Annotated in this window: 23 protein-coding genes and 1 tRNA gene; 10 read left to right on the forward strand and 14 right to left on the reverse strand. The window is 70.3% G+C overall.

Annotation, left to right across the window (positions count from 1 at the left end; all coding sequences use genetic code 11):
• The first annotated feature begins 94 nt into the window (after positions 1 to 94).
• Entirely contained in the window at positions 95 to 1,351 is a 1,257-nt protein-coding gene (locus BLW32_RS00255; RefSeq protein ID WP_082791211.1) for a tyrosine-type recombinase/integrase, read from the forward strand.
• Between the two features lie 90 nt (positions 1,352 to 1,441).
• Here the strand turns inward: BLW32_RS00255 and BLW32_RS00260 are convergent.
• The 3 genes from BLW32_RS00260 to BLW32_RS00270 all read right to left on the reverse strand — a co-directional run bounded on the left by BLW32_RS00260 (position 1,442) and on the right by BLW32_RS00270 (position 3,537).
• A tRNA-Ser gene (locus BLW32_RS00260) sits at positions 1,442 to 1,526 on the reverse strand.
• Between the two features lie 40 nt (positions 1,527 to 1,566).
• Positions 1,567 to 2,742, reverse strand: coding sequence for a thiolase family protein (locus BLW32_RS00265; RefSeq protein ID WP_068740065.1), 1,176 nt, complete (start codon positions 2,740 to 2,742; stop codon positions 1,567 to 1,569).
• Positions 2,743 to 2,778: 36 nt separating this feature from the next.
• Positions 2,779 to 3,537 carry a 3-hydroxyacyl-CoA dehydrogenase gene (locus BLW32_RS00270; RefSeq protein WP_068740067.1) on the reverse strand — a complete coding sequence of 253 codons (759 nt, stop codon included), beginning with the start codon at positions 3,535 to 3,537 and terminating at the stop codon, positions 2,779 to 2,781.
• A 151-nt stretch (positions 3,538 to 3,688) separates the two neighbouring features.
• Here BLW32_RS00270 and BLW32_RS00275 point away from each other — a divergent pair, with 151 nt between their 5' ends.
• Both BLW32_RS00275 and BLW32_RS00280 read left to right on the forward strand, forming a co-directional pair.
• Positions 3,689 to 4,654: an NAD(P)H-quinone oxidoreductase gene (locus BLW32_RS00275; RefSeq protein WP_068740069.1), complete on the forward strand. Its 966-nt coding sequence runs from the start codon at positions 3,689 to 3,691 to the stop codon at positions 4,652 to 4,654.
• Complete coding sequence (locus BLW32_RS00280; protein WP_068740071.1) at positions 4,651 to 5,640, forward strand: hypothetical protein; 990 nt, start codon at positions 4,651 to 4,653, stop codon at positions 5,638 to 5,640. Before BLW32_RS00275 ends, BLW32_RS00280 begins: the two co-directional genes overlap by 4 nt.
• A gap of 6 nt (positions 5,641 to 5,646) precedes the next feature.
• Here the strand turns inward: BLW32_RS00280 and BLW32_RS00285 are convergent, their stop codons facing one another.
• Together BLW32_RS00285 and BLW32_RS00290 are read right to left on the reverse strand one after the other, a co-directional pair.
• A complete protein-coding gene (locus tag BLW32_RS00285) occupies positions 5,647 to 6,288 on the reverse strand; it encodes a LysE family translocator (protein ID WP_068740073.1) in 642 nt (213 codons plus the stop codon).
• A 3-nt stretch (positions 6,289 to 6,291) separates the two neighbouring features.
• Positions 6,292 to 7,548 (reverse strand): cysteine desulfurase-like protein, encoded by a 1,257-nt coding sequence (locus BLW32_RS00290; RefSeq protein WP_074850274.1) that lies wholly within the window; start codon positions 7,546 to 7,548, stop codon positions 6,292 to 6,294.
• Between the two features lie 70 nt (positions 7,549 to 7,618).
• Here BLW32_RS00290 and BLW32_RS00295 point away from each other — a divergent pair, with 70 nt between their 5' ends.
• The 5 genes from BLW32_RS00295 to BLW32_RS00315 all read left to right on the forward strand — a co-directional run bounded on the left by BLW32_RS00295 (position 7,619) and on the right by BLW32_RS00315 (position 12,526).
• A complete protein-coding gene (locus BLW32_RS00295) occupies positions 7,619 to 8,128 on the forward strand; it encodes a bacterial proteasome activator family protein (protein WP_068526089.1) in 510 nt (169 codons plus the stop codon).
• Positions 8,129 to 8,227: 99 nt separating this feature from the next.
• Positions 8,228 to 9,085, forward strand: a complete 858-nt coding sequence (gene wzm / locus BLW32_RS00300; RefSeq protein WP_068526090.1) for a galactan export ABC transporter permease subunit Wzm/RfbD — start codon at positions 8,228 to 8,230, stop codon at positions 9,083 to 9,085.
• Position 9,086: 1 nt separating this feature from the next.
• Positions 9,087 to 9,881: a galactan export ABC transporter ATP-binding subunit Wzt/RfbE gene (gene wzt, locus BLW32_RS00305; RefSeq protein ID WP_068526091.1), complete on the forward strand. Its 795-nt coding sequence runs from the start codon at positions 9,087 to 9,089 to the stop codon at positions 9,879 to 9,881.
• A complete protein-coding gene (glfT1, locus tag BLW32_RS00310) occupies positions 9,874 to 10,821 on the forward strand; it encodes a galactofuranosyltransferase GlfT1 (RefSeq protein WP_082791213.1) in 948 nt (315 codons plus the stop codon). The genes wzt and glfT1 overlap by 8 nt, the downstream gene beginning before the upstream one ends.
• 70 nt (positions 10,822 to 10,891) lie before the next feature.
• Complete coding sequence (locus tag BLW32_RS00315; protein WP_068740075.1) at positions 10,892 to 12,526, forward strand: acyl-CoA synthetase; 1,635 nt, start codon at positions 10,892 to 10,894, stop codon at positions 12,524 to 12,526.
• A 75-nt stretch (positions 12,527 to 12,601) separates the two neighbouring features.
• Here BLW32_RS00315 and BLW32_RS00320 read toward each other — a convergent pair whose 3' ends face one another.
• Positions 12,602 to 14,218 (reverse strand): 4-hydroxyphenylacetate 3-hydroxylase family protein, encoded by a 1,617-nt coding sequence (locus tag BLW32_RS00320; protein ID WP_068526094.1) that lies wholly within the window; start codon positions 14,216 to 14,218, stop codon positions 12,602 to 12,604.
• Position 14,219: 1 nt separating this feature from the next.
• Positions 14,220 to 14,795 carry a flavin reductase family protein gene (locus tag BLW32_RS00325; RefSeq protein WP_068740076.1) on the reverse strand — a complete coding sequence of 192 codons (576 nt, stop codon included), beginning with the start codon at positions 14,793 to 14,795 and terminating at the stop codon, positions 14,220 to 14,222.
• Positions 14,796 to 15,004: 209 nt separating this feature from the next.
• Here BLW32_RS00325 and BLW32_RS00330 point away from each other — a divergent pair, with 209 nt between their 5' ends.
• Positions 15,005 to 15,955 carry an AraC family transcriptional regulator gene (locus BLW32_RS00330; protein ID WP_411863235.1) on the forward strand — a complete coding sequence of 317 codons (951 nt, stop codon included), beginning with the start codon at positions 15,005 to 15,007 and terminating at the stop codon, positions 15,953 to 15,955.
• A gap of 87 nt (positions 15,956 to 16,042) precedes the next feature.
• Here the strand turns inward: BLW32_RS00330 and BLW32_RS00335 are convergent, their stop codons facing one another.
• The 7 genes from BLW32_RS00335 to BLW32_RS00365 all read right to left on the reverse strand — a co-directional run bounded on the left by BLW32_RS00335 (position 16,043) and on the right by BLW32_RS00365 (position 22,241).
• Entirely contained in the window at positions 16,043 to 16,459 is a 417-nt protein-coding gene (locus BLW32_RS00335) for a DoxX family membrane protein (protein ID WP_068526096.1), read from the reverse strand.
• 98 nt (positions 16,460 to 16,557) lie between these two features.
• On the reverse strand, positions 16,558 to 17,727 hold the full coding sequence (locus BLW32_RS00340; RefSeq protein WP_139285999.1) for an MFS transporter: 1,170 nt from the start codon (positions 17,725 to 17,727) through the stop codon (positions 16,558 to 16,560).
• A gap of 34 nt (positions 17,728 to 17,761) precedes the next feature.
• Positions 17,762 to 19,264 carry an FAD/NAD(P)-binding protein gene (locus BLW32_RS00345; RefSeq protein WP_068740080.1) on the reverse strand — a complete coding sequence of 501 codons (1,503 nt, stop codon included), beginning with the start codon at positions 19,262 to 19,264 and terminating at the stop codon, positions 17,762 to 17,764.
• 140 nt (positions 19,265 to 19,404) lie between these two features.
• Positions 19,405 to 21,075 carry a glycosyltransferase family 39 protein gene (locus tag BLW32_RS00350; RefSeq protein WP_068740082.1) on the reverse strand — a complete coding sequence of 557 codons (1,671 nt, stop codon included), beginning with the start codon at positions 21,073 to 21,075 and terminating at the stop codon, positions 19,405 to 19,407.
• A complete protein-coding gene (locus BLW32_RS00355) occupies positions 21,075 to 21,512 on the reverse strand; it encodes a GtrA family protein (protein ID WP_068526100.1) in 438 nt (145 codons plus the stop codon). Before BLW32_RS00355 ends, BLW32_RS00350 begins: the two co-directional genes overlap by 1 nt.
• Positions 21,513 to 21,541: 29 nt before the next feature.
• On the reverse strand, positions 21,542 to 22,033 hold the full coding sequence (locus BLW32_RS00360; protein ID WP_068740083.1) for a hypothetical protein: 492 nt from the start codon (positions 22,031 to 22,033) through the stop codon (positions 21,542 to 21,544).
• Positions 22,023 to 22,241 (reverse strand): helix-turn-helix transcriptional regulator, encoded by a 219-nt coding sequence (locus tag BLW32_RS00365; protein ID WP_225536116.1) that lies wholly within the window; start codon positions 22,239 to 22,241, stop codon positions 22,023 to 22,025. The genes BLW32_RS00360 and BLW32_RS00365 overlap by 11 nt, the downstream gene beginning before the upstream one ends.
• Positions 22,242 to 22,390: 149 nt before the next feature.
• On the opposite strand from BLW32_RS00365, the gene BLW32_RS00370 reads away from it, so the two are divergent.
• On the forward strand, positions 22,391 to 22,651 hold the full coding sequence (locus tag BLW32_RS00370) for a hypothetical protein (protein WP_068526103.1): 261 nt from the start codon (positions 22,391 to 22,393) through the stop codon (positions 22,649 to 22,651).
• The last annotated feature ends 9 nt before the right edge of the window (positions 22,652 to 22,660 follow it).

Below are 22,660 nucleotides of genomic sequence, written 5' to 3' on the forward strand. Positions count from 1 at the left end.
CACGACCCCAGAATCAGTAAGTGTGAAGTACGTCACACCAGTGCGAAACCGAACCTGTTCGCTCTGTTTCGCTCGGTTTCGCTACGTTTCACGCATGGCACGGAAGCGTGGGGAACCGACTGACTACCCGGGGATCGAGAAAGTTGAAAGTCCTAGATTCAAACGTGGATTCGGGTACCGAGCCCGCGCGAACGCCCGCCACACCGGCGCGGGGCAACCCGAGCAGACCTTCGCCACGCTCGACGAGGCCAAGAAATGGAAGGCCTCCCTCGAAACCAAGGTGGCGGAGGGAACCTTCGTCGGCAAGAGCCCCTTGACCGTCGCCGAAGCTATCGAACAATGGCTCAAGGGCCAACGGGGTGAGCGAAACACGCGCGCCGCCAGGGAGGCTGCACTCGCGCCGGTGGTCAAGCAGTACGGCAAGCTTCGCGCCCAGGCAATCACCAAACACCACGTCGAGCAGCTCCTCGACGCCTTGGTCGGAGGCAGGATCGACGGCGTCCAGGACCGCTCCGCCAGGTACACAAACGTGACAAGGTCAAAATGGTCGTCGTGCTGGGAAGACCTTGTGGCACAGGGCGTCCTCCCGCGCAATGTCGTCGCGCTCGTGAAGCCACTCAAGGAAACGGAGCCGACTGACGAAACTACCGGCAGCGGTGACGCGATTGATGAGTCACGACGGCTCACCGACGAGCAGATCACGGCGCTCGTCAAGGCTCACGCGCCCTATACGACCACCTCTGAACTAAGTGGACACGCGGTGCGCTCCGAGCGGTCACGCCTCCGGCGAGGAGTGTTCGTGGAGCTAGCCCTCCTGGGACTCCGTCGTGCTGAACTTGCGGGGCTTAGGTGGTCAGCGATCAGCGGGCTTCACGGGAAGGCCGCGACCCTCAGCATCGTCCGCACCAGGGTCGCTGCCAGCGGCCTGATCGAGGAGAAGAGGAAGGGCAAGACGGGGGCAGCGCGACGCACGCTCCTACTGCCCCCGTCCGCCGCGGAGGCGCTCCGTCGACATCAGCTCGTCCAGATAGAGGACAAGAAGCGCTCCGGGGCGCGCTGGCGAGGGGACAAGGACCTGGCGATCCTCACGGTCGACAACGGAGCCGCAGTGTCCCCGCGCACCCTCGACGACTGGTGGCACGCCGCCATGGATGCAGCGGGGATCAACGGCTACCGGCTCCACGACATGAGGCACACCTGCGCATCCCGGCTCTTGAGCGCGGGAGTCCCGCTGATGGACGTGGCAACCTGGCTGGGCCACGCCGACGGTGGGGTGCTGGCTCTCCGCGTCTACGGGCACACCGACCCGAAGGACCTCGGTCGCGCCGCCGCAGCTCTTGCACACCCCTGACCCTCTCCAGCGCTCCTGCTGTGGGGATTTGTGGGGATCAACGAGTCAGGGAAGGTTCCTCAGTTAGCGAGAAACCTTCCCTGAACTGTGCGGAAGCGGAGGGATTTGAACCCCCGGTGGTTTCACCCACGCTCGCTTTCAAGGCGAGTGCATTCGGCCGCTCTGCCACGCTTCCCTAGCGCCGTACGATACCGGACCCACCAGGGGCTCACCGCTCAGAGACGCTCGATGACGGTGCCGTTCGCCATGCCGTTGCCCTCGCACATCGTCTGCAGGCCGTAGCGGCCGCCGGTCTGCTCGAGGTGGTTGACCAGCGTCGCCAACAGGCGGGTGCCCGACGCACCGAGCGGGTGGCCCAGCGCGATGGCGCCGCCGCGCGGGTTCAGGCGGGCGGGGTCGACGTCGAACTCGGCGGCCCAGGCCATGGGCACCGAGGCGAAGGCCTCGTTGACCTCGAAGGCGTCGATGTCGTCGGCGCGCAGGCCGGCGCGGGCGAGCACCTTGTGCGTCGCGGGGATCGGGCCGCTGAGCATCACCTCGGGATCGGAGCCGACCACCGAGAAGGCGTGGAACCGCGCCCGCGGGGTCAGGCCCAGGGCCTCGGCCTTCTCGGCGCTCATGATCAGCGCGGCGGAGGCACCGTCGGTGAGCGGCGACGAGTTGCCCGGCGTGATCGACCAGTCGATCTCGGGGTACCGCTCCGCGAAGCGGGGATCGGCGAACGCGGGCTTGAGACCGCCCAGCCCCTCCGCGGTCGTCGAGCCGCGCACGGTCTCGTCGACGGCATGCACTCCACCGTCCGGCAGCGCGACGGGCACGATCTCCCGGTCGAAGCCGCCGGCGGCCTGTGTCGCCGCGGCCCGACGGTGCGATTCGGCGGCGAACGCGTCGAGGGCCTCGCGGTCGAACTTGCCTCGCGCGGCGAGCAACTCGGCGCCGATGCCCTGGTGCGGCAGGCTCGGGAAGCGGGCGGCCAGCGGCGCGAAGGGCGCACCCCCGGTGGGGCTGGTGCCCATGGGCACGCGGCTCATGGACTCGACGCCGCCGGCGATCACCACGTCGTACGCGCCGGCGATCACGCCCTGCGCCGCGAAATGCGCTGCCTGCTGCGAGGATCCACACTGGCGGTCGATCGTGGTGCCGGGCACCTCGATCGGGAGCCCGGCGGTGAGCGCGGCGACCCGCGCGATGTTGAGCGCCTGATCCCCCACCTGCTGCACGCACCCGCCGATCACATCCTCGACGAGGGCGGGATCGAGGTCGTTGCGCTCGATGAGGGCGGAGATGACGCCCGCGAACAGATCGACGGGGTGCACGGGGTGCAGGGCGCCGCCGGGCTTGCCCTTGCCGGACGGGGTGCGGACGATGTCGACGATGACGGCGTCGGTCATGGCAGTGTTTCCTTCGATCTCAGATGACTAGGGGGTTCAGCGCGGGGCCATGCGGATGGCGCCGTCGAGGCGGATGGTCTCGCCGTTGAGCATCGGGTTGCCGACGATGGCGACGACGAGGTCGGCGTACTCCGACGGATCGCCGAGCCTGGCCGGGTGGGGCACCTGCGCGCCGAGGGAGGCGCGGGCCTCCTCGGGCAGCGTGCCGAGCAGCGGCGTGAGGAACAGGCCGGGAGCGATGGTGACGACGCGGATCGCCAGCGAGGCGAGATCGCGGGCAATCGGCAACGTCATGCCCACGACGCCGCCCTTCGACGCCGAGTACGCGGCCTGGCCGATCTGGCCGTCGAAGGCCGCGACGGACGCGGTGTTGACGATGACGCCGCGCTCCTCGCCGTCGAGCGCGTTCTCGGCGATCGCGGTGGCGGCCAACCGGATCACGTTGAACGTGCCGATCAGGTTCACGGAAATCACCTTCGAGAAGGCGTCGAGCGGGAACGCGCCCTTCTTGCCCGTGGTCTTGATCGCGTTACCGATGCCGGCGCAGTTCACCACGATCGCGAGGGTGCCCTCGTCGTTGGCGAGGTCGACGGCCGCCTGCACCGCCGCCTCGTCGGTCACGTCCGCGGGGGCGAAGCGCACAGCGTCGCCGAGCGCGGCGAGGGCCGAGGTATCGGCACTCGGCAGGTCGAGCGCGACGACCCGGGCGCCGCCGGCGACGAGACGGGTCACCGTCGCCAGGCCCAGGCCGGAGGCGCCGCCCGTGACGAGCGCGGTCTTGTTCTTCAGGTCCATCACGGTCTCCTCGCCGTCGCGCCACTCATCGAAGTGACAGAATGTTCATTCACTTCTAACACACGGAAGCCCCCGCGACCGCATTCTCGCGAAGCCGGGACCCACACCACAGCCCGCGCGACGGCCGCGCCCGGTGTGCTACCCATGAACCATGAGGGCGATCGGCGTCGACGAAACCACGCAGGACCTGCGGCTCATCGACCTCCCGGTTCCCGATCCCGGCCCGGGCGAGGTACGGATCGCGGTCGCGGCGACGGCGGTCAACCGCGCCGACCTCATGCAGCGCCGCGGGCTCTATCCGCCGCCGCCCGGCGCGAGCCCGATCCTGGGCCTCGAGGTCTCGGGCACCGTCGACGCCGCCGGACCGGAGGTCGAGGGGCTCGCCGTGGGCGACGAGGTGGGCGCGCTCCTGTCCGGCGGCGGCTACGCCGAGTACGCGATCGCGCCCGCCACCCAGTGCCTGCCCGTCCCCGTCGGGGTCGCCCTCGTCGACGCGGCGGCGCTCCCCGAGGTCGCCTGCACCGTCCACTCCAACGTCGTCACCGAGGCCGGCCTGCGCGCCGGCGAGACGCTCCTGATCCACGGCGGCGGCAGCGGCATCGGCACCCACGCCATCCAGCTCGGCAAGGCCCTCGGCGCGACCGTGGCCGTCACCGTCGGCTCGGAGTACAAGGCGCAGCGCTGCCGCGAGCTGGGTGCCGACATCGTGATCGACTACCACGACGAGGATTTCGCGGAGATCCTGCGGGACCGGGCCGACGTGATCCTCGACATCATGGGCGCGAAGTACCTGCCCCGCAACATCGATGCCCTCGCCCCGCACGGCCGGCTCGTGATCATCGGCATGCAGGGCGGCGTCGAGGGAACGCTGAACATCGGTGCGCTGCTGGCGAAGCGGGGCCGGGTCAGCGCCACGAACCTGCGGGGCCGCCCCGCGACCGGACCGCACAGCAAGGCCGAGGTGGTGGCCGCGGTCCGCGCGCAGGTCTGGCCCCTCCTCGCCGACGGTGCCGTGCGCCCCGTCGTCTCCGCGCGCCTCCCGCTCGCCGACGCGGCCGCCGCCCACGACCTCCTGAACTCCCCCGAGTCCGTCGGAAAGGTGCTCCTGACCCCATGATCGACGACCTCGCCTCCCGCCTCCTCGAGGCACAGATCGCCTTCGCGCGCAAGCAACTCCGGGACACGGCCTACCACTCGCTGGTCATCGACGAGGTGGACCATGCGCTCGCCGTCGCGTCCGAGCTGACCCTCGCGGAGGCGGTGACGCCCGACATGATCAAGGCCGTCGCCGCGAAGTACACCGTGCAGGTACCGGTCGAGGGCGCGATTCCCGAGCTCGTCGGGGAGATCGCCGGCCGCCTGTACCGGCACACCGTCAACGACACCACCCGCCTCGACGAGGTCATCGACAGCCGCAGCTTCGAGAAGCTGCTGAGCACCGTCACGGAGATGGACCTCACCGGGCGGGTCCTGCAGGCCCTCTCGGAGAGCCCCGTCACCGAGGACGCGGTGGCCTCGGTCCTGCACGCCGCGGCGTCCTCCGCGGCCTACGACGCGAACCGCGTCCTCGCCCGGAACGCGGTGACCCGCACCGTCGCCGGCGCCGCGGCCCGCGCCCTCCGGCCGGCGCTCCCGACGCTCGGCCAGCGCGCCGACGCCGCCGCCCGGCACGGCGTGCGTTTCGCCCTGCGCCGGGTCGCCGCCGAGGGCGACGAGACCCTCGCCGAGGCCGTCCGCGACTTCTGGCGCCAGCACCGCGAGAGCGCCGTCGCCGAGTACCGCGGGGTGCTCACGGACGGCGACGTCGAGGACGTGGTGGTGCTGATCTTCGAGTTCTGGCGCACCTTCCGCGACACCGACTACTTCCGCGCGCTCCTCGACGAGGGCATCGACCACGTCTTCGACAAGTACGGCGACACGTCGCTGTACGAGCTGCTCGCCGAGCTGGGCGTGGGCCGCGAGGACATGATCGAGGAGGCGCTGCGCTTCGGCCCGCCCGTCATCGCGACGCTCGACGAGCGCGGCGTCATCGAGGACCTGCTGCGCCGCCGCCTCACTCCGTTCTTCGAGTCCGAGGAGTACCGCGCGGCGATCGGCGGCTGACCGGATCTACACGAACGCGGCCACCAGGATCACCACCGCGCACACCGCGACGATCGCCCCGCCCACGGCCGTGGCGATCCGCCGCATCCGCGCGGTCGACCGCGCCCGCAGCACCGCGCCCAGGCCGATGAGCACCAGATTCCAGCCGAGCGAAGCGATCCCGACGCCGATCGCGAACGCCGTCGCCACCGGCGGCCGGTGCAGCCCCTCCCCCAGGCCGACGGCGATGGCGCCGAAGTACACGAGCGGGAAGGGATTGACCGCCGTCAGCCCGAAGAACATCGCGTACCGCGCCCACCCGGAACCCGCGCCGGCGGGTTCGGCACCGTCGGACTCCTCGGCGACGGGCCGGAAGGCCGTGCGCACCATGAGCGCAGCGACCACGAGCAGGAGGACGCCGCCGACGGCGGCGGGCCACCGCCCCCACTGCGCGACCAGCGGCGCCAGGACCGAGCCGGCGGCGAGCGCGAGCACGGCGAAGATCAAGTCGGCGGTACCGACACCCGCGGCGGCGGGGACGGCGCGCCGCCAGCCTCGGGACGCGCCCTCGTGGAGCAGCATCACACCGACGGCACCGAGCGGGAGGACCACCCCGAGGCCCGCGAGGATCCCCGCGCCGAAGGCAGCGGCCAGCGCCGCCGGTTCCACCGGCTAACCCAGGGAGGCGAGGGCGCGGACCAGCTGATCCACGTCGTACGGGGTCGAATAGGGCGCGAGGCCGACGGTGACGGCACCCCCGTACTCGGGCACGCCCAGGCCGGCGAAGTACCGGCTGGGCACGTTCGACAGGGCGCACACGCCGTTGTCCGCGAGGCGCTTGGCGGCCTTGGCCGCCGGCACGCCCGGCATCGTGAAGGAGACGGTGGGCACCCGGCGCTCGGCGCGGCCGATGATCGCCACCTGCGGCGCGGAGGCCAGGGAGTTGAGCAAGTAGAACAGGAGCCGCTGCTGGTACTGGCGCAGGCCGAACATCGAGTGCTCCAGCCGATCGCGCCGGGTACCGACGGAGGACTCGTCGAGGCCCGCGAGGTGATCGATCGAGGCGATGAGCCCCGCGAGCATGGCGTACTGGTGCTCGCCCAGCTCGAACCGCTCCGGGCCGGTGAGGGTGCGGTCGGGGTTCACGGCGCGCAGCCGGCCGAACAGCGACGGATCACGGAAGGCCATCGCGGCCACCTGCGGGCCGCCCCAGCGGTTCGCGCTGACGAGCAGCACGTCGGCGCCGAGCCGTTCGATGTCGAGCAGCTCGTACGGCGCGGCGCTCGTCGCGTCCACCACGAGCAGCGCGCCCACCCGGTGCGCCGCCTGCGCGGCCGCGGCCACGTCGATGACGGTGCCGATGGTCGACGAGGCGTACGGGACCGCGATCACCGAGGTGCTGGGCCCGGCGAGCTCCTCGAACTGCCATGCCGGGACCTCGCCGGTCTCGATGTCGGCCTCGACCCAGCGCACCCGCCCGCCGCCACGGTCCGCGACGCGGAGCCAGGGCGACTGGTTCGCGTCGTCGTCCAGGCGGCACAGCACGATCTCCGAGCCGAGCCCGAGGCGCGCGCTCAGCGATTCCGCGAGTGAGTTGAGCAACTGCTCCCGGCTGGGCCCGAGCACCACGCCCTCGGGCTTGCCGCCCACCAGGTCCGCCACGGCGACGCGGGCGGCCTGCACGATCGAGCGGGTGTGGGCGGCCGCGGCGTAGATGCCGTAGGGATTGCTCACGAATCCGCGGAAGGCGTTCGCGACCGCCGAGGAGACCGCTCCCGGGATCTGCGCACCGGCCTGGGGATCGAAGTGGATCCACCCATCTCCCAGGGCAGGGTAAAGCCCCCGGACGCGGGCAACGTCGAATGCGGATACCGCAACCGCAGTCGATGCCCGGCCGGGTGCACCCTGGCCTTCTGAGAACGTGTTCACTGGGACGCAGGTTACACCGCCGCCCTGACTACACGGTGGTCCGCCCGCGGGGAGCTGCCAGAATGGTGGTATGAGCGATCGCAACGAGGTGGAGATCATTCCTGCAGGAGCGGACACCGGCGCGGCCGGAGGTGCGGACGAACCGGACAACGCCGCGGAGGAGTTGCACGGCATGGTCGAGCAGCCCGCGAAGGTGATGCGCATCGGCACGATGATCAAGCAGCTCCTCGAGGAGGTGCGCGCCGCGCCGCTCGACGAGGCCAGCCGCGCCCGGCTCAAGGACATCCACCGGACGTCGATCAAGGAGCTGGAGGACGGGCTCTCCCCCGACCTGCAGGCCGAGCTCGAACGCCTCGCGCTGCCCTTCACCGACGACTCGACCCCGTCGGACGCGGAGCTGCGGATCGCCCAGGCGCAGCTCGTCGGCTGGCTGGAGGGCCTGTTCCACGGCATCCAGACCGCCCTCTTCGCCCAGCAGATGGCGGCACGGGCCCAGCTCGAGCAGATGCGACAGGGCGCCCTTCCCCCGGCCATGACCCCGGGCCCGGAGTCGCAGACGGGCCACGGGCAGTACCTGTGACGGCGCGGTCGGCGGACGCGGGCACCGTCGAGAGGCGCCCGCGGCGTCCCCGCTCGACGTGCGCCGGGCGGACCGTCGGGACGGGTACCCTGGCCTACCGTGCCCGTCGATAGCCCCCACGCCGCCCAACCGGCGCCCCTCGTCTCGGACTCGCGCACCTTCTCGCGCGCGATCCGCGACCTGGTCGACGGCGCCACCGTGCATCGCGAGCTCTGGCTCGAGCTGGGCTGGCAGGACATCAAGCAGCGCTACCGCCGGTCGGTGATCGGCCCGTTCTGGATCACGATCGCCACCGGCGTCACCGCCAGCGCGCTCGCGCTGCTGTGGTCGGTCCTGCTCGGCGCCGACGTGAAGACGCTGCTGCCGCAGCTCACCGTCGGCTTCGTGCTGTGGGCCTTCATCCAGAGCTCGATCATCGACGGCGCCGAGGTCTTCATCGCCAACGAGGGCCTGATCAAACAGCTGCCCGCGCCGCTCTCGGTGCACGTCTACCGGCTGGTGTGGCGGCACATGCTCTTCCTGGCCCACAACATGATCATCGTGGTGATCGTGCTGGCGATCTTCCCGCCGAAGCAGTGGTCGTGGACGCAGCTCAGCGTGATCCCCGCGTTCGCCATGCTGGCGATCACCGGTGTGTGGGTCTCGATGTTCTTCGGCATCCTCGCCACCCGGTTCCGCGACATCGCGCCGCTGCTCACCGCCCTGACGCAGCTGCTCTTCTACATCACCCCCGTCGTGTGGACCCTGGACACGGTGCCCGGCGGCAACAGCGAGCGCGCCCAGCTGGTGAAGCTGAACCCGCTGTACCACTACCTGGAGCTCGTCCGCGGGCCGCTCACCGGCAAGCCCTTCGATCCCCAGCACTGGTACGTGGTGATCGGGTGCACGATCGTCGGCCTGGCGCTGACCCTCGTGCTGATGAAGCAGTTCCGTTCCCGAGTCGCGTATTGGGTGTGAGATGAGCGTTTCCATTCGGACGCAGGACGCCTGCGTCGACTTCCCGGTGTTCGACGCGAAATCCCGCTCGCTCAAGCGCGCGGTCATGGGCTCGGCCGGCGGCAAGGTGATGGCCGACGACAACGTGGTCGTCGTCGAGGCGCTGCGCAACATCACCATGAGCCTCAACGAGGGCGATCGCGTGGGTCTGGTGGGCCACAACGGCGCCGGCAAGTCGACGCTGCTGCGCCTGCTCGCCGGGATCTACGAGCCCACCCGCGGCTCCGCGCTGGTCAAGGGGCGCGTGGCCCCCGTCTTCGACCTCGGCGTGGGCATGGACCCCGAGATCTCCGGCATGGAGAACATCATCATCCGCGGCCTCTTCCTGGGGCAGACCCGCAAGTCGATGCTGCGCAAGGCGGACGAGATCGCCGAGTTCACCGAGCTCGGCGACTACCTGTCGATGCCGCTGCGCACCTACTCCACCGGCATGCGCGTGCGCATCGCCCTCGGCGTGGTCACGTCGATCGACCCCGAGATCCTGCTGCTCGACGAGGGCATCGGCGCCGTCGACGCCGAGTTCATGCGCAAGGCCCGCAAGCGGCTCTCCGCGCTGGTGGAACGCTCCGGCATCCTCGTCTTCGCCTCGCACTCCAACGAGTTCCTCGCCCAGCTCTGCGACCGGGCCATGTGGATCGACCACGGCGAGATCCGGCAGGAGGGCGGCATCGAGGAGGTCGTCACCGCCTACGAGGGCCTCGACGCGGGCGCCCAGGTGCGCAAGGTGCTCGACATGCTCGAGGCCGAGGATGACTGACGGGGCCGGGCAGGCGGGTCCCGACCGGGTGTCCGACGGTGCCGGCACCGTCGTCGCCGTCGTCGTGACCCACGACCGGGCGGGCCTGTTGGCGAAGTCCCTCGAGGTGCTCAGCTCGCAGGAGCGGCCCGTCGACCACCTGATCGTGGTCGACAACGCGGCCCAGGACGAGGTGCGTGCGCTGGTCGCGTCGCAGCCCGTCGCCACCACCTACCTTCCCTCGCAGTTCAACCTGGGCGGCGCCGGTGGTTTCGCCCTCGGCATGCTGCACGCGCTGGCTCTCGGCGCGGACTGGGTCTGGCTCGCCGACGACGACGGCCGGCCCGAGGGCCCGCAGGTGCTCGGCACTCTGTTGGAGTGCGCCGAGCGGCACGGCCTCGCCGAGGTCTCCCCCGTGGTCTCGACCATCGACGATCCCGAGACCCTCGCGTTCCCGCTGCGTCGCGGCCTCGTCTGGCGGCGCAAGCGCTCGGAGCTCGTCGACCCGGCGGCACCGTCGGACGACGTGCTGCTGGGGATCGCCTCCCTGTTCAACGGCGCGCTGTTCCGCAAGGACACGGTCGCGGCGGTCGGCGTGCCCGACCTGCGACTGTTCATCCGCGGCGACGAGGTGGAGGTGCACCGCCGCCTCGTCCGCTCCGGGCTGCCCTTCGGCACGTGCCTGACCACCGCGTACCTGCACCCGAACGGCGCCGACGAGTTCCGACCCATCCTCGGTGGGCGCATGCACACCCAGTACCCGGACAACGAGACCAAGCGCTTCTTCACCTACCGCAACCGCGGCTACCTGCAGTCCCAGCCGGGGATGAGGAAGCTGATCCCGCAGGAGTGGGCGCGGTTCGGCTGGTTCTTCCTGGTGCAGCAGCGCGACGTGGCGGGCTTCCGCGAGTGGCTGCGACTGCGCAAACTGGGTCGCGACGAGCGGTTCACCCGGCCCTGAACCCGGTGGCGCACACCTCTTATTGAAGGGGCCTCAACAGAGCGCCCGGTATGCCTCTATCATCGTCGTCATGGGAACGAGCCTGGTCTCCGATCTTCTTCCGCAGGGCCACGCCCTGCTGCGCATGCTCCAGCGCCGGGTCGTCGACCCGGCACGCCCGGACGTCGCGCTGCGCGCGCTCGGCTACAACCGGCAGTACGGCCCGCAGGCCGCGCTGGTGATCAAGGGCGCCGCCGAGAACCCCGACCGCATCGCGATCGTCGATGAGCGCGGCACGCTCACCTACGCGCAGTACGAGGCGCAGTCGAACGCCCTGGCCCGTGGGCTGCGGGCGTCGGGCCTGAAGTCCGGCGACGTGATCGCCGTGCTCGCCCGCGATCACCGCGGCCTGCTGCTCATCATCAGCGCCGCCGCCCGCGCCGGCATGCGCCTGGCCATGATGAACACCGGCTTCGCCAAGCCCCAGTTCGCCGAGGTCTGCGCCCGCGAGAAGGTGCAGGCCGTCTTCCACGACAGCGAGTTCACCTCGCTGCTCGACGCGCTGCCCGACGACATGCCGCAGTACCTGACCTGGGTCGACGATGCCGACGAGGTGCCCACGGGCGCGAAGACCATCGACCAGCTCATCCTGGGCCGCGACGCCAAGCGCGTCCCCCCGCCCGAGAAGCAGGGCGGCTTCATCATCCTGACCTCGGGCACCACCGGCCTGCCGAAGGGCGCGACCCGCAGCAAGGTGCCCTCGCTCGCGACCGCGATGCTCGTCGACCGTATCCCGTTCAAGCGCCGCGGCACCGTCGTCATCGCCTCGCCGATCTTCCACTCGACCGGCTTCGCGATGTGGTCGGCGGGCATGTCCGTCGGCTGCACCACCGTGACGATGCGCCGGTTCGATCCGGAGAACACCCTCAAGCTGATCGCGGACAACCGCGCCGACATGCTGGTCGCGGTGCCCACGATGCTCACCCGCATGCTGAGCCTGCCCGCGGAGACCCTCGCGAAGTACGACACCAGCTGCCTGAAGTCGGTCGTCGTCGCCGGATCGGCGGTCTCCCCCGAGCTGTCCGAGAAGTTCCAGGACGTCTTCGGCGACGTGCTCTACAACGTCTACGGCTCGACCGAGGTCGCGGTCGCGACCGTCGCGCAGCCGAAGGACCTGCGCACGGCGCCCGGCACGGTCGGCAAGCCCCCGGTCCTCACGACGGTCCGTCTGTACGACGAGAACGACGCGCTGGTCGAGGGCGTCGGCAAGCGGGGCCGCGTCTTCGTGCGGGCCGGCGCGCCCTTCGAGGGCTACAGCGACGGGCGCACGAAGCAGATCATCGACGGCCACCTCTCGTCGGGCGACATGGGCCACTGGGACGAGCACGGCCTGCTGCACATCGACGGTCGCGACGACGACATGATCGTCTCCGGCGGCGAGAACGTCTACCCGCTCGAGGTGGAGAACCTCCTGGTCACCCGCGACGACGTGGTGGAGGCGGCCGTGATCGGCGTGCCCGATCCCGAGTTCGGCCAGCGCCTGCGCGCCTTCGTCGTGATCGACGGCGGCGCGCCCTCCGACGAGGAGGCGCTCGTGAAGGACCTCAAGGAGTTCGTCCGCGGCAACCTGGCCCGATTCAAGGTCCCGCGCGACGTCGTCTTCCTCGAGACGCTGCCCCGCAATCCCACGGGCAAGATCGTCCGCCGGGAGCTCCCCAAGGACTGACCCACGACGCGTCCGGCCCCGGATCCGCACCATGCGGATCCGGGGCCGGTCTCGTGTCAGGGCACAGCCGGCGTCCTACTTCTTCGCGAAGAACGAGACGTCGTCGTTGCCGATGAGGTCCGGCACCGTCCAGCCGTCGAGGTCGTACTCCGCGAGGCACTGCTCGGCGAGCCCCTTCATGGAGCTGACGCCGCCGCGGTTCTGCGCGGCGAACAGGAGCTCGGCCTTCACGTTCTCATGGTTGCCCGAGTAGTTCCGCTCGTACAGCTCGTGCCGGCCGCCGAACTCGGATCCGATCGAATCCCACAGGGCCTTCATGATCTTCACCCGCTCGACCGCGGGCATGCCGTCCGACCCGCGCACGTACTTGTCGAGGTACGGCCGCACATCGGGGCTCTTGAAGTCGAGGGAACTGGACGGCAGGTAGATCAGCCCGGACGCGACGTCCTGCTCGATGATCTCCTTGATCCGGGGGTACCCCTGGATCATGAACATGCGGTACGTGAGGCCGTACTCCAGCTTCGGGAGCACGGTGTCCCCGACCCACGGCTCGGGGTCGCGCGCCATCGATTCGGTCAGGGACCAGAACAGGTTCCGCCACCCGATGACCTCGCCGACGCGCGTCTGCACCCCGCGGAACCCGCCGGCGCCCGTCGCGTCGAGCGCCTTCATCAGCAGGCCCGCGATGAAGTCCAGCTTGACCGCGAGCCTGGTGCAGCCCTGAAAGGTGAAGCGCGGCAGGAACCCCGACTGCGGGAAGAAGGCGTTGATCTTCTCCACGTCGCCGTACATGAAGACGTTCTCCCAGGGAACCAGCACCTTGTCGAAGACGAAGATGGTGTCGTTCTCGTCCATCCTGCTCGACAGCGGGTAGTCGAACGGGCTGCCCATGACGGCCGCGTTCTGGGTGAAGGACGACCGGCAGATCAGCTTCACCCCGGGTGCGTCCATCGGGACCGTGCAGATGAGCGCGAACTCCTTCTTCTTGATCGGCAGGCCGTAGTGCGCGATGAAGTTGTAGTTGGTGATCGCCGATCCGGTGGCCACCACCTTGGCGCCGGAGACGATGAGCCCGGCATCGGTCTCCTTCTCCACCTTCATGAACACGTCGCCGACCTCGTCGGGCGGGAGCTGCCGGTCGACGGGCGGATTGATGATCGCGTGGTTCCAGTACAGGACCTTCTCCTGCGACTCCTTGTACCACCGCTCCGCGTTCGCCTGGAACGGCGAGTACAGCTCCTTGTTCGCGTGCAGTGTGCCCAGGAAGCTCGCCTTGTAGTCGGGAGACCGGCCCATCCAGCCGTAGGTCATCCGCGCCCAGGTGGCGATGGCGTCGCGCTCCTTGAGCATGTCCTCCGCGGACGTCGGCGCCTTGAAGAACGGCATCGTGACGCCGCCGTTGCCGGTATCTGTGGGCGTGGTCACCGCGTCGACGTGCTCGCCGGTGTGCATCGAGTCGTAGAGCCGGGCGGTCATCCGGACCGGGTTGCGGAACGCCGGGTGCGTCGTGACGTCCTTCACCCGCTCGCCGTGCAGCCAGATCTCGCGATCGTCCCTGAGCGATTCGATGTACTCGTCGCCCGTCATCGGGCGCGAGGCGAAGTTCCGGACGCTGTTCGCGGGGGCGTTCTCGGCGGGGTTGGTAGCGCTGGTGTCGATCCCGTTGCGGGGAGCGGATTCCGTCGTGGTCATGTCAGTTGCTTCCGATCGGTGTCGCGGGGAGGAGATGCAGGGGTGTGAACGAGGTCTCGGCGTCGAACCAGCCGTTGAGCGGGTCGTCGCAGGAGCCGCTCCAGACGGCCGCGGAGGAAGGCGCTCCGAGGTCGTGAAAGGTGCTGCGGTAGAACAGCAGCGGCTGCTTGCCGGACGATTCGGCGGCGACGATCTCGCCGATGAAGATGACGTGATCGCCGCCGTCGTACTGGGCCCACGGGATGCACGAGAACGTCGCCGCCGCACCGCAGATGATCGGCGCGGTCGGCCCCTCGGCCCAGACCGGTCCGGGCTCGCACGGGCGACCCGCGAAGTTCATCGCGATATCGACCTGATCCGCGGCCAGAACGTTGACGGCGAACGGAGCATCGCTGAGGTAGGCGCAGGCCTTCGACTTCTTCGTCATCGTCACTTGGCAGAGCCGCGGCTCCATCGAGACCGCCGTGAACGCCGTCACCGTGGCGCCGTGCGCGGTGCCGTCCGAGTTCGTGCAGGTGATCACCGTGACGCCGCTGGCGAACTGCCCGAAGATGTTGCGGAGTTCGCGTTGCTCCATGGTGGACACCTCCTTTCTCGTCGAGAGTTGCTGAGGTGACTCGAAGCTAGGCGCGGGCGCGAGCGCGGTCGATCCGCTGAGCGCGGTGCCGATCCGGTTAGCGCGGTCGATTGTGATCCGAGTCTCTGTTTGACATTCCCACGGCCGACATCACACTTGAATGAAGGCGTGCAGACGGCCGAACGGCCGCGCGGGAGCTACAGGTGGAAATGATGGAACGCGGATCACCGGAGACGGGCGCCGCCGGCCCGTCCGATTGGGACGAGGCACGCGACGTCGTCTCGGACGCGTACTTCCCGCACGATCTCGTTCCGTTGACGCGCGCGACGACCGACAACGTCTCGGTCGACAGCGTGACACTCGGGCCCGTCCGGATCGCGCACATCGGATGGGGTGCCGAGGTGTCGGTCTCGACCGATCACCCCGACGGATACGCGGTCAACGTGCCGCTGGACGGCTACCTCGAATCGGTCACCGGCAGTGAGAGCATCCGGGCCACGCCCCTGTCGGCCGCGATCTACCGGCCGGACACCCCGACCAGGATCACTCGATGGTCGCAGTCGTGCACCATCCTCGGCATCCGCTTCGATCGGGACTACCTCCACAACGAACTGACCCGGACGCTGCCGGGGCCGGTGCCGCACCTGCCGACGAGTCTCGACATCGCGACCGAATCCGGCGCCGGCTGGGTGTCTCTCGTGCAGTCGCTGGCGGCGCAGCTCCGAGGGAACGCCTGGGTGCTGCAGAACGAACGCGTCGCCCACCAGCTCGCGAGCACGTTGACGACCGCATTCATCGTCGCGGCGGTTCCGGACGAGGAGCCCGGCGCACCTCTGGCGCGGCCACGGATCGTCAAGCGGGTGATCGACCGGATCCACGCCGACCCCGCGCGGGTATGGACGGCGTCCGACATGGCGGAGGCAGCGGGGGTGAGTGTGCGCAGGTTGCAGGAGGGGTTCCGGCTGTACGTCGGCGTGAGCCCGCGCGAGTACCTGCTCGGGGTCCGCCTCGAACGCGCCCACCACGACCTCGTCCACGCCTCCCCGATGGACACCGTGGCCGATGTCGCGATGCGGTGGGGCTTCCACCACACCGGCCGCTTCGCCGCCGCGTACCGGCGCCGGTACGGGGTCCCGCCCTCGGTCACCCGACGCGGATAGGGCCGCCCGGGCCCCGAGCCGCGGATCCGGGAGACGGCTCGGCCCGGGCCATCATCGATGGCCCGGGCCGAGCGGTTCAGGGCTGAATCACCAGGCCGGGAACAGCGGGCCGGTGAGGCCCAGCGGCACGGACTGGGTGACGTTGACGAAGTAGAACAGGATCAGCGCGCCGCCGATGAGGGCGAGGTTCTTGTTGAACGAGATCATCTCGGTCTGCTTGGCCTCCGGATCCACGGCCTTCCAGAAGTCGTGCATCATCACCGTGACGGGCAGCAGGAACAGCACGAGCAGCAGCGCGCCCAGGTCGATCCACACGCCCAGGATCAGCGACAGGCCGCCGAGCAGCGCGATCACGCCGCTGCCGACCACCGCCAGCTTGGCCGCCGGCACCTTCTTGGCGGCGGCGTACTGCGCCATCCCCTCGGCGGCGGTGAAGTGGCCGACGGCCGACATCACGAACAGGACCGCGAGCAGGATGCGGCCGATCAGGAAAACGACGTCCATGGTGGAGCTCCTCGTTCGAGGCGGCGCACCGTGCGCCGCGATACGGGAACTATAACCGGACCTCGGTCCGGATGATTCCCGATCCGTCGTGTTCCGCGTCACGACCTCGTGCGGGTGGTCCCCCAGACGACGGCGGCGAGGGCGAGCAGGGGCAGGCCGATCGCCACCGACGTGCTCACCGCCGACCGCAGGTGCAGCGCCTCGACGACCACGGAGTACACCGCGCCGGCCCCCATCTGGAGGAAGAAGAACAGCCCGGCTCCGACCCCCTGCGCCTTCAGGTCCAGTTCCAGCAGCCCCGCCTGCGCGAAGGGGATCGCCGCGCCCACGCCGAGGAAGCCGACGGCGAGCGGGAGCACGACGGCGGCGGCCGTCGGGACCCCGGTCGCGGCCAGCGCGACCAGGGCGGCGCCGCCGAGCGCCGAGCCGATCGTGCACAGCCGCACGGCGGTCCGCGCGACGGCGGCCCGCCGGATCACGACGCTGCCTGCGATGTACCCGAGCGCAGGGACGATGAGTAGCAGTCCGTACTGGATCTCGGTCGCGCCGTGCAGCCCCTGCAGGATGAAGGCGGACTGCTCGATGAACAGGAAGTAGCCCATCCAGGCCAGCGAGATCACCACGGCGTGCCGATGGAAGCCCTTGCGCGCGAATGCCTCCGCGACGCCACGGCCGATGGCGCGCGGCGTCGGCGCGACGGGCGACGACGGGGCGGCCGTCGGCACGAGGCGCAGGAACGCGAGGGCCAGCACCAGCCCGACCGCGGCGAGCCCGAGGAAGAGCGCGCGCCACGGGGCGACCTGCACGAGCGCCGAGCCGAAGAAGGGCGTGAGCGCGGGCGTCGCGGCGATCACGATCGACAGCGACGTGAGCAGGTGCATCCGCGCGTCCGTCGGATACCGGCGCTGGATCACCAAGCGGCACAGCACCGTCGCCGAGGTTCCGCCCACCGCCTGCACGAATCGGGCGACGCCGAGCACCGCCACTGTCGGGGCGGCGGCGGCGAGCACCCCGCCGAGCGCGAACAGCACGAGCCCCAGCGCCTGCAGCGCCCGGGCGTCGAACCGGTCCGCGAGCACGCCCGCGGCGAACATCGAGACCGCGTAGCCCGCCATGTAGCAGGACAGGGTGAGCTGGATGGCGGAGACCGACGTGTGCAGGTCGATCGCCATCTGCGGCGTCGACGGATTGAGCAGGCTCAGCCCCAGCTGCGGCGCGGTGACCGCGACCAGCAGCATGATCGTGGTCCACCGGCCGGGCGCGCTCACGACGGTCTCCTCCCGATCGGCGACCGCACTCGCCTCAGCCACCGGTCACCGCCACCGGTTCCGGCTGCGCCACCGCCGGATTCACCCGCTCCGCGATGGACCGTGCCACCGCGCGGGCCCGGCGGCGGATCTTGGCGATGCTGCTGATGTAGTACAGGTCGCCCGAAGCGATCTCGCCGAGCGCGTACAGCCCCGGCACCGATGCGCCGTCGCGGCCGACGATCGCGTTGTCGTCGACGTTCACCCGCAGACCGCCGTACGGATTGCGCCGGGCCGTGCCGCCGTAGACGAGCGAGGAGACCAGGCTCGCGGCTGCGCCCGAGGGCGCCCCCGCCGGGGTCCGCGTCGCGTTGACCACGTGCTGGACGGCCTCGTCACCGTCGGCGCTGCTCACCACCAGCCCCGAGGCCGACGGTGCCACGTCCCGGACGCCGTGCCGGACGGTCAGTGCACCGTCGACCACCATGTCCCCGAGGACCTGCGCGCTCCGTGCGGGCAGGGGGTTGGCGAGCGCCTGGAAGGGTGCGTGCACGGTGGCGACCATGGCCGATCGCGCCGAGCGGGTCATCGCCGACCAGAGGTCGTTGGCGTAGTACTGGGCCACGCAGATCACCAGGCGCTGCACCTCGGGCGCGATCGAGACGGGGCGGCCGGCGAAACCCGCGAGGCGGGGCCCGGCGGGCTCGGCGATCGCGCGGAACGCGGCACGCACCTCGGATCGGCGCAGCCCCTCGCCCACCGCGAGGTAGTCGACGATGTTCACGACGTCCTCCCACTCGAGGCCGCCGTGCCGCTGGCGCACGCGCCGAATGAGGGCGCCCACATCGGGATCGAAGTCGAGCGGCTCGAGGTCGCTGCGCACGTCCGGAAGGATGCCCTGCCGCGAGGCCATGAGCAGGTGGCCGCCCCAGCCGCGGGAGCCCACGGCCAGCGCGACGTCGATGGCGCTGAGGCCGGTGCCGATCACGGCGGCGGAGTCGCCGGCGAGGACCGTCGGCAGCCACTCGTCGACGGGATACGGGTCCTGCGTGTAGTTCTCGGTCCCCTCGAGCCGGTACGGATCCGCGGGCGGGCTGGAACCCAGCGCGAGCACGACGACGTCGTGCCGGTAGGTCTCCGGCGTGAAGCCGGGGCGGTGCACGACGAGCCGCCAGAGATCGCCCTCGCGCGCCGCGTCGGTGACGCGGCCGGTGATCCGCGTGAGCGAGTCGCCGAAGTCGACCGCGCGGGCCTGGGTGCACTGCCGCAGGTAGCGGCCGTACGCCCAGCGGGGGACGAAGCTGTGGCCGCCGTCGACGAGGAGCTCCGGCTCGTTCGCCCGGCACCAGTCGACGAACTCGTCGGGTTCCTCCGCGGAGATGGACATCGCGAACGCCTGCCGGTTCAGCAGGGCCGAATCGGACTCCTCCGCGTATGCCCGACCCGGGCCGATGACCCGGTCGGCGTAGACGGAGACGGACAGATCGTCGCTCACGGGGAGCTGCCGCAGCAGGCTCACGGCCGCGGCACCCCCTCCGACGATCCCGACTGACACCACGACGCTCTCCCCTCGATCGTTACCTGTGCGTAACGATCGTCGCGAAGGTCCGCGCCGCGGACAACCCCGGATATGTCACATCGGACAAGGGTGGACACGACGGACAAAGTCGTATATACGCCTAACGAATATCTGCGTGGTCACCAATAGGTGTGCCGCGTGTGCGGCAGCGGCTGCGGGTCCGGGCCCTCCGCGGGCGGGGGCTGCACCAGGTGCACCACCTGGAGGATGTGGAACTGCTCCTGGTGCACCACCGCGAGGCCGCCGTAGTCGAGCGAGACCTGCATGTCGGTGCCCATGAACCGGAACGGGCGGAACGTCCACCACAGGTTCCCGTTCTCCTGCCGGAAGTCGTCCTCGGTGCGGTCGGCATCGGTGAGGACCCAGGCGGCGGTGCACTCGTCGGCCGCCCACGACGCCCACTGGTTGACGCCCTTCTCCTTGTCCCAGAGCCTCCCGTCGGAGCGGCGGTCGCCGTCGTTGCCCATGTCCCGCAGGCCGTCGAACACCCCGGGCAGGCCGTCGTGCGCGATCCGCAGCGAGGGCCACGCCCAGCTGGGTTGCACCTGGAAGAAGACGCAGTCGCCGGGGCGCGCGTGGTCGCGGATGTACCGCGCGGCGTAGCTGAAATCGCTGCCGCCCGGCTTCGACAGCGGGCTGTGCTGCCAGAGGTAGCCGGGGATCGCGGTCACCGTCAGCACCGCGAGCAGCGCCGCGCCGACGGCCCGCGGGCGGGGCAGGGCCCGCGCCACCGTCGTGACCGCCGCCGCGAGCACGAGCACCACGCCGGGCACCGTGAAGCTCACGTACCGCCCGACGTAGGACGGGACGACCGGCGACACCAGCAGGATCGCCGCGAGCGGCACCAGGGCGCCGGCCAGGCCGTAGCGGAGCGCGCACGTGAGGTCCCTGGGTGACGTGCCCGACGGTGCCGCATCCGCCGGTCCGTCCTTCCTCGCCCGCGCGGATCCGTTGACGCCGCGCCGCCACCACAGCAGCGCGGCGACGGCGATCACGAGCCAGGCCGCCACGGCGAAGGCCGTCGAGTGGTCGAACCACTGGTCGACCAACACGTTCTGGAAGATCCGCCACCCCGGCCATCGCAGCCAGGAGACCTGGTCGCGCTGCGTCGCCGCAAGGAACACGACGGGGCTCGCCAACGCGATCGCGGCCGCGGAGGCGATCGCCGCGGGTTTCAGCACGGCGCGGGTGCGGGTCCGCTCATCCGCGACGAACACCGCCGCCACGGCCAGCACGAGGGTCGCGGAGTAGAGGAAGAGCACCGTCGCGAGCAGCAGCGCCGCGCCGTAGGCGAGCCAGGCCCGCCCGGCGCGGGGCCTGCCGGCCGACGATGCCGCCCGGTGCGCGGTGATCAGCACGAGCGCCGCGGAGGCGATCACCCACGAGTAGGAGCGCGCCTCGACACCCGACCATGTGAGCCGCGGGAGGACCAGCGCGATCACCCCGGCGACCAGCGCGAAGGTCTCCCCGCCGAGCCGGCGGGCGAGGCAGTAGCAGGCCGCGGTGGCCGCGCCGACGCCGAGCGCCGAGAAGGCCCGCAGCGCGGCCTCGTCGAGCCCGAAGACGAGGGAGAAGGTGCGCACGCCCCAGTAGTAGAGGCCGTGCACCGCGTCGATGTTGGTCAGCAGGTGCCAGAGCTCGCCGGGCGAGCGGTCGAGGGCGGAGGCGGTGGCGAGCTCGTCGAACCAGACGGACGGACGACCGCCGTGCCACAGCGATAGCAGGATGCCGAGGAGCGCGAGGACTCCGGGGACGAGCAGTGTTCGCCGCGGCCGAATTGCCCGGGCCATCACATCAGCTTGAAGATCACCGTGCGCTGGACGATGAAGTTGACGACCGTCGCGGTGCCCTGAGCGACGACGAAGGCGACGAGGCGGTTCACGTAGCTGCCGATCCCGTCCTCGGGCGGCGGGAACAGCGTGTAGAAGGCCATGTAGATGCCCAGCTGCACGCCGTACATGGCGATGTACAGCGCCCACACCGCGATCATCCGCTTGGTCGAGGGCTCGGCCTGGAACGTCCACCGCCGGTTCAGCAGGTACGCGGTGGTGGTGCCGCAGATGAAGCCGATGGTCTTGGCCAGGGCCTCGTCCAGGCCGAGGAACTTGCCGAGTAGGAGGGTGATCCCGAAGTCGACGACCGCCGAGAAGCCACCGGTCAGCACGAAGCGCACGAGCTGGGTCTTGAGATCGAGGGGTACCCGATCAGCGGCTTCGGAGGCGGTCACGAGGTCACAGCGTACCGATGGATCCTTCGTTATTCGAATACGTCGTCGTCGGCGGCGGCCGCGGCGTCCCGGCGGCGCTCGGTCCGGGCCGCCAGGAACACGGCGCCCGCGGCGATCCCGGCGCCCAGGAGTCCGCCGACGGCGGCACCCGCGAGCGTGCTCGGGTCCCGGTCGAGTTGGAGCGCACACCACACCGCGAGGTACGGGATCAGGATCGCCGCCATCACGGCCTTGCGCTTCGGCGTCAGGAAGGCGCTGGTGATGGACGCCAGCGGCACGTCGTGCCTGCTGCAGTAGCGGTACGTGGCGAGCTGCGTCGCGAGCAGCAGCAGGAGCACGGCCATCGAGGTGATCCGCGCACCCTCCGCCGCCGCGATCAGGGAGCCGACGAGCGCCGCCGGCGCGGCCCAGTAGTAGCCCACCGACATGGCCCGGTAGTACTCCTCGCGATTGCGCTCGTCCCCCCAGGCGGGGTCCGACGGGGCGAGGATGAAGTCCTCGATGCGACTCTCAGCCGACATGATCGTCCTCCTTCAGGGGAAACAGTTCTTCGACGGTGGAGCCGAGAGCCCGCGCCACCTTCAGCGCGAGGTACACGCTGGGGGCGTAGTCACCCTTCTCCACCGAGACCACCGTCTGCCGGCTCACGCCGACCGCGGCGGCCAGTTCAGCCTGGGTGATGCGCTGGTCGCGTCGCCGCGACCGCACCGGGTTCTCGTCGTCCTCCACGGTTCGAGTCAAGCATCCTTGACATATGATGTCAAGCATTCTTGTCATCAGAGGTCTCCATCGCTCGATTCGGGCGGAATCGGTCTCAGTTCTGCCCGATTGCGGGCAGATAATTGACACGGCATCGTCGGGCCCGGAAGATCGAAGCCGTGCCGGACAGCGAGCTCGTGGATCACATCGCGCGGACCACGGGGCTCTCCGCCACCGAGGCCGTGCGTGTCATCGACGACGTCACGGCCTACTACCGGGAACCGGTCGAGGAGTTCGTCCGCCGCCGCCACCGCGACCTGCAGGGGCGCGGCGCCAAGAACGCGGAGATCTTCGCGACCCTCGCCGACGAGTTGAGCAGCCGGCTCGTCGCCGCACCCGATCTCACCGAGCGGCAGCTGCGCCGCCTCATCTACAGCTAGGAGCCTTCC

It is taken from the genome of Tsukamurella tyrosinosolvens, from assembly GCF_900104775.1.
Classification (GTDB): Bacteria; Actinomycetota; Actinomycetes; order Mycobacteriales; family Mycobacteriaceae; genus Tsukamurella; species Tsukamurella tyrosinosolvens.